Here is a 5,589-nt window from a genome sequence, read left to right as displayed (position 1 = left end):
AGTTGCGGATGCCGCTCCAGTCGCTCAAGCAGCGCTTCGTCTTCGGTTCGTCTCGGCATCGTCGGCTCCTTGTTTCAGCAATTTACCGCTCAATCCTAGCAAACAACATCAGTACTGTTCGCACCCGGTTGGTGTCATCTGTGGCGCCGCTAATGGATGAACTCCAGCGACAGGGGTTTCGTCTGAGCGCGCGGACCCGCGGGCTCGTGTTGCGCAGGGCTGGGGAAGCCTAGCGGTCGCCGTGCACGCCTCGAGAAATGGATGTTTGTGGGTGTAGAAACGAGTGATGCTGAAGATCTACGACCCGGACGTGGCGCCGGTGTTCTTCACCGGCGGTCAGATCTATGTGCCCTTCGGCGTCTATGACACGAACCTGGTGTCAGATCCCCTGACGCTGGAGATCGGCGAGACCCGCGAGACCGCGGCGCTGCTCGGCTTCGAGTACGCCGGCGTCGGCGGCAGCGTCTACGGCTTCAACGGCGATCACAAGCTGAACGGCGACAACCGCATCGGCAGCTGGGGTGCGAGCCTGAGCTACGCTTGGGAGCAGGACGATGTCGCGGTCGCCGCCAGCGCCGGCTGGATCAACAACCTCGGCGACTCCGACAGCCTGAGCTATAAGATCAGCGCTTCGAGGCCATACAGATAGACATGGACAAGCGCTTTGAGGCGGGACGTCAGGATATGCGCGAGCTGCGCGGGCGAGAGAAAGCCGCGCATGTTCTCCCGGCAGGCGATCTTGGTCTCGGCGATAGTGTGGCGCAGCCGCTCGATCTCCAACTGCTGCGCGGGGGCGAGGCAACGTCAAAGCGATTGCAAAAACCGGAGCAGCGCCGCCCGCTCATGGCGATCCAGTCGCAATTGACCTGCGCGCCGTAGCGGGCCACATCCTGCGGGTGCAGCAGCCGCGCCACCGGCGGCGGTCGCCTGCGCGAGGCAGCCGCCCGCGGCAGACCTTCCAGATGGCAGGCGAGGCAGGAGGCCTGGTCCCAGTGCGGCCCGAGGCTTCCCCTTACCGGTGGGGTTGTGAGCCAGTCGGCAGCCAGCAGGCCATGCTGTCGTCGACCTCGATGTCGAAATCGCAGGTCGCTTGGGCGACGCCGGAGAAGGCATAGAGCAGGCCGGCGGACAGGCAGCCGGCGAGTCGAGACTGTTGCATTCGCAAATACTCCTCAGGATGGAGTGGATGGCAAGGAGGACGGCCGCACCCGCAGACGGGCTGTCGGTGGAAGCTCAGAGGCGTCCTGCCGGGTCGCTGGCATCGCAGCGCTGGCGGATCAGCGCGACGCCGGCCTCCAGGCCCAGCCCGGTGAGCACATTCAGCACGCCAGGTGGCATGGCGTCGGCGACGATGCCGAGCAGCTGCAGCAATCGCACAGGCAGATGCCCCGGGTCGCGGTAGAGCAGCAGGACGAGCGCCGTGCGCCCGTCGTAGAGCAGCGGCAGCAGGGTCCGGAACAGTTCCGCCGGCGCCAGGTCGGCGGCATAGGCCAATTTGGCCACCGCCGGCGCTTGCGGCAGATGCGGTGATCGCTGCCGCCCCTGCGGCGGTGAGGGCAGCGAGCGGACGATGTCCCGCAGGCGCGCCGCTTGGCGCTCGGCGCATTGCAGATCGAGCCCCGGCACTGAGGCTGCTTGGTCCCCGTGGTGGTCCCATTTTTGGTCCCAGTCCTGGTCCCACTGCTGGGCCAGGGCCAGCGGGAGGGATTGCGCGGCGATGCGCGCCGGCACTTGCCCGAGCTCGGCACGACGCACCGCCCGTCCACGGCGTGACCAGTCACCCGCCGCCTGCCGGGCTGCCGTGCAGGCAGCGGCAACGTCCTCGCCATCGGCGCGCGCCACGCTGCCGCCAGGCCGGTGATCGGCCGCAGCGCGCTGGATCAGGTAACGATCCGCCGCCGGCCGGCACCAGCGCCCGCCGATGTAGTGCTCGAACATGAACCGCTCTTGCAGGATCGGCTCGCGCTGGACGGCGCTGTGGTCAGGCGCTGTCGCCCGCACGGAGCCTTGGCGCGGCGGCTCACCTGTTTCCGAGTGGCTCAGCTGTGTCTGTGCCAACAGCTCGTCGAGACTACGGCGCACGCCGGCGGGCTCAGCGGCCATCGGGTGCACCACCTTCTGTGCCCAACAGGCGCATGCCGGCGCCCAAACCGGCGCCCATGCCGGCGAGACCGATCAAGACGAGTATCAGGGGGTCGGGCAGCGGCGGACCGCGGAACAATGGGGACTGCACGCCGTCCGCGGTGAGCGAGCCGTCGGTGACCCCCATGATCCGGGCGCCGCGAAAAACGGTGCCGCAAAGCGGGAGCAAAGCCGCCGGCGCGGCCGATGCACGCGCGGCGGGCGTCAGGACAGGATAGGGGAGCGCGCAGCGGGCGGATCGGTGACGCCAAGCCATCAGGGTCGCCTCCACAACAGAGCATGATGCGACAGTCGGCTGGCTTGGCGGCGCCTTGTTTGGAAGGCGATCGCACGCTGGCGGAGCTGTTCTCTATATAATAATGAGACGCGTTAGCATTGTCAAGGGCGGGCGCGCAGGACCGGGACGGGGCTCGTCAGGTGCATGGCTTTTTGCTCGGCAGTGGCGGTGGCCCCTGGGGTCAGCAGGGGGATGATCCACCTGGCCCGCGCCTGCGGGCCCGGCCAACGGCGCTCAACGCAGGGCAAAGCGGATGGGGACGGTCACGCTGAGCCGGGACTGGCCGAAGCCGCTCGGGATGCGCGGGAAGGGGGAGGCGCGTCGGAGCATGGCGCTGACCTCGCGATCCAGCGCGGTGTGCCCGGAGCTTGCGACGATGCGGTGGGACAGCACCCGACCGTTGCGATCAATGGTGAAGGAGACCCGCACCGTGCCCTGCTGGCGCATCCGCCGCGCGGTGCTCGGGTAGCCTTTGTGCCGGTTGAGCCAGGCCGCCAGCTTGCCGTAGTAGTTGGCCTTGTCGGCAGTGCCGCCGCCTGAGCCCCGGCCCGCGCCGCCCCCGCTGCCGCCGCGGCCACTGCCTTGGCCGGCTTTGCCGGCGCCTGCACTGCTGCCGCGCTCCGACGACCTGTCCGCACCGCGGTCGCCGCCTCTTGTGCCTGCCTGATCGGGGCGGGTTTGGGGCCGGCTGCGCTGCCGCTGTGTCCCGGTCTTGGCCGCGCTGGGCCGTGGCTGCGGCGTCGGCTCGGCCTTTGGCGCGGGCTTCGGCGCGGGTTTGGGCCTGGCTTGTGGCTCGACCTTCGGCTTGGGTCGAGGCTGCGCCTTGGGCTCGGGTTTGCGCTGGGGCTGACGCTGGGGCTGGGTCCTGGCTTTCGGTTTCGGCTGGGTCACCGCCGGGCGCGCCGGCTCCACCGCTTTCGCCGTCAGCTCTTCGCTGGCAGCTACGGCCGACACCGGGCGTGCAGGGACCGCGGCGAGCGGCTCTGCGCCACCCAGCGGCGCCGCGGGCGTGGCGCCCGGCGCGAGCGCCTGCGCTGCGCCGCCGCCCGCACCCGCGGCGCTGCCGGCGGCGCTGAGCTTGATGGTAACGGGCTGCGGCGGCGGCTGCGGCGCGTCGCGCATGCCCACCGCCACCAGCGCCAGATGGGCCATGGCCGCCGCGGACACCGCGGCCACCCAGTGCCGTGCCCGGATCTCCATCAGTGCCGGTCCGCCGCAACGCTCAGCAGCTCCACCTGCGTGATGCCGGCGTCGGCCAGCAGGTCCAGCGTCTCGCGCAGCAGGGCAGCGGAGACGGCGGCATCCGCCTTCAGGGTGAGCGGCGCCGGTGCAGCCTCGCTGGCGCCGGTCGGCGCCCGGCGTTGGCCGAGGTGCGCCCGCAATGCATCCCGCGAGAGGATGCGCCCGTCACTCGCCAGGCGTCCGTCCGGCGCCAGCACCAGCACCAGCACCCGCTCGCCGGCGCCGGCCGCGGTCGGCTGCTGCGTCTTGGGCGGCTCCACCCGCAACGCCTCGGCGGGCCGGATCTGACCGACGACCATGAAGAAGATCAACATGAGGAAGATCACATTGATCAGCGGAATCAGGTGGTCGTCGCGCCGGTGCGGCGCGCGGCGGGGGACGAGCTTCATTGCAGCCTCAGCGTGTCGATGCCGGCGGCGACCACCGCGTCCATGACCTCGACCAGCGCCTGCAGTGGCACATCCGCCGCCGGCGCCACCACCACGGCGATCGCCGGACGCCGCCCGCGATACTCGGCGATGACCTCGGCCAGTCGCGCGGGGGCAACCGCCTCGCCATTGATGTCCAGGGCGCCGTCGGCATGGACGCGAAGCAGCAGCGCCGGCGTCTGGTCCGCAGGCGTCTCGCCGTCGGTGCGGCTCACCGGCGCCGTGTCCAGCTGGAAGGCCCGCCACTGGTGGAAATGCGATGCCAGCAGGAAGAACAGCAACAGGATGAACACCACGTCGATCAGCGGCGTGAGACCAATGCCGCGGCCGGCGCGCGGCGCCGGCAGATCAAGTCGCATAGCCCGCCTCGGCTATGCCGGGGACGGGGACCGGCTGCGCCACGCCGGCATGCACCGCAGGCTCGGGGGTCTCGGCTGCTTCGAGCCCGCGGGTGAACACCTGGGTGACGGCGTCTTCCATTTGGTGGCCGCAGCGCTCGACGCGGCGCTCCAGCCAGGCGTGTGCGAGCACCACGGGGATCGCCACGGTGAGACCGACGGCGGTGGTCAGCAGCGCCTGCCAGATGCCGCCGGACAAGATGGCCGGGTCCACCTGACTGCCCGCGGCCTGGAGCTGCTGGAACGCGTCGATCATGCCGAGCACCGTGCCCAGCAGCCCGAGCAGCGGGCTCAGGGTGCCGATGATCTCCAGCGCGCGCAGGTGACTGCGCAGCCGCTCCAGCTGCACCGAGGCGACGCGGGCCAGCTCCTCGCGCAGCAGTGGCGCTTCCACCCCCGGGCGCTGCAGCCCCGACATGGCGATCGCAACCAGATGGGCCACGGGCTGCCCGCTGTCCGCCACCGCATCGGCGGCGGCGTGGTCCGCGCCGGCGCGCCAGTACTGGAGGGCTGTCTGCACCGGGCCAAGGCGATCCAGCTGTAAACGATGGAACTGCCAAAGCTTGAGCAGCACGATGGCGAGCGCGACGACGGAGAGCAGGCCAAGCACCACGACCACCGGGCCGCCGGCCGCGAGGAGGTCCTGCAAACGGCCCTGGACGGTGCTCAAGAGGTCGGCGCCCGGCCAGGCGTTGGCAGGGGACCAGAGCGCCGCGACCCGGTCGTTAAAGGCCAGGGAGGCGTCGGCGGTCGGCTGCACCTGCAGCGGTTGCGCGGCATCCGCCGGCGCGAGGAGCGCGGGTGCTGTGGTGGCGTTGGCATCGGTCATGATGGCAGCCCCGTCGGTTACTTGAAGAAGTCCACCGGCAGCCCAGCAGTTCCAAATTTAAAAGCATGATGTTATGAAGGACTCTTCACAAGTTACTGGAGAGTCCGATGGTCCTGAGGCCCAAGCCCGAGCCCAAGCCGGAGTCCAAGCCCGAGCCCACTACGCAGCGGTTCACGGCGGCAACGGTGGTGACGAGGATCCGCCGAGCGCTGGACGAGCTGCCGGACGCGCGCAAGGGCGGCAACAACCAGCGTTACGCGATGGGCGACGCGG

9 protein-coding genes are annotated in these 5,589 nt (G+C 70.1%); 2 read left to right on the top strand and 7 right to left on the bottom strand.

Annotated elements, in window-relative coordinates; genetic code table 11:
* The first annotated feature begins 286 nt into the window (after positions 1-286).
* Both CKO31_RS25220 and CKO31_RS25215 read left to right on the top strand, forming a co-directional pair.
* The gene (locus CKO31_RS25220; protein ID WP_200243419.1) at positions 287-649 is read left to right on the top strand and encodes an LbtU family siderophore porin; all 363 of its coding nucleotides are present in this window, start codon (positions 287-289) and stop codon (positions 647-649) included.
* 2 nt (positions 650-651) lie between these two features.
* Positions 652-879 (top strand): hypothetical protein, encoded by a 228-nt coding sequence (locus CKO31_RS25215; protein ID WP_200243412.1) that lies wholly within the window; start codon positions 652-654, stop codon positions 877-879.
* 133 nt (positions 880-1,012) lie between these two features.
* Here CKO31_RS25215 and CKO31_RS25210 read toward each other — a convergent pair whose 3' ends face one another.
* The 7 genes from CKO31_RS25210 to CKO31_RS25180 form a co-directional block, all read right to left on the bottom strand.
* Positions 1,013-1,159, bottom strand: coding sequence for a hypothetical protein (locus CKO31_RS25210; protein ID WP_200243411.1), 147 nt, complete (start codon positions 1,157-1,159; stop codon positions 1,013-1,015).
* A gap of 74 nt (positions 1,160-1,233) precedes the next feature.
* The gene (locus tag CKO31_RS25205; protein ID WP_200243410.1) at positions 1,234-2,103 is read right to left on the bottom strand and encodes an aldehyde dehydrogenase family protein; all 870 of its coding nucleotides are present in this window, start codon (positions 2,101-2,103) and stop codon (positions 1,234-1,236) included.
* Positions 2,093-2,269, bottom strand: a complete 177-nt coding sequence (locus tag CKO31_RS25200) for a hypothetical protein (RefSeq protein WP_200243409.1) — start codon at positions 2,267-2,269, stop codon at positions 2,093-2,095. The genes CKO31_RS25205 and CKO31_RS25200 overlap by 11 nt, the downstream gene beginning before the upstream one ends.
* A gap of 384 nt (positions 2,270-2,653) precedes the next feature.
* Positions 2,654-3,619, bottom strand: a complete 966-nt coding sequence (locus tag CKO31_RS25195) for an energy transducer TonB (protein ID WP_200243407.1) — start codon at positions 3,617-3,619, stop codon at positions 2,654-2,656.
* A complete protein-coding gene (locus CKO31_RS25190) occupies positions 3,619-4,050 on the bottom strand; it encodes an ExbD/TolR family protein (RefSeq protein WP_200243406.1) in 432 nt (143 codons plus the stop codon). The genes CKO31_RS25195 and CKO31_RS25190 overlap by 1 nt, the downstream gene beginning before the upstream one ends.
* Complete coding sequence (locus CKO31_RS25185) at positions 4,047-4,448, bottom strand: biopolymer transporter ExbD (protein WP_200243404.1); 402 nt, start codon at positions 4,446-4,448, stop codon at positions 4,047-4,049. The genes CKO31_RS25190 and CKO31_RS25185 overlap by 4 nt, the downstream gene beginning before the upstream one ends.
* Positions 4,438-5,316 (bottom strand): MotA/TolQ/ExbB proton channel family protein, encoded by an 879-nt coding sequence (locus CKO31_RS25180; RefSeq protein WP_200243401.1) that lies wholly within the window; start codon positions 5,314-5,316, stop codon positions 4,438-4,440. Before CKO31_RS25180 ends, CKO31_RS25185 begins: the two co-directional genes overlap by 11 nt.
* Positions 5,317-5,589 lie beyond the last annotated feature (273 nt).

This window comes from Thiohalocapsa halophila, assembly GCF_016583825.1.
GTDB classification, from domain to species: Bacteria; Pseudomonadota; Gammaproteobacteria; order Chromatiales; family Chromatiaceae; genus Thiohalocapsa; species Thiohalocapsa halophila.
Note: the sequence above shows the minus strand (reverse complement) of the source record. Positions and strands in the feature narration are given on the sequence as shown.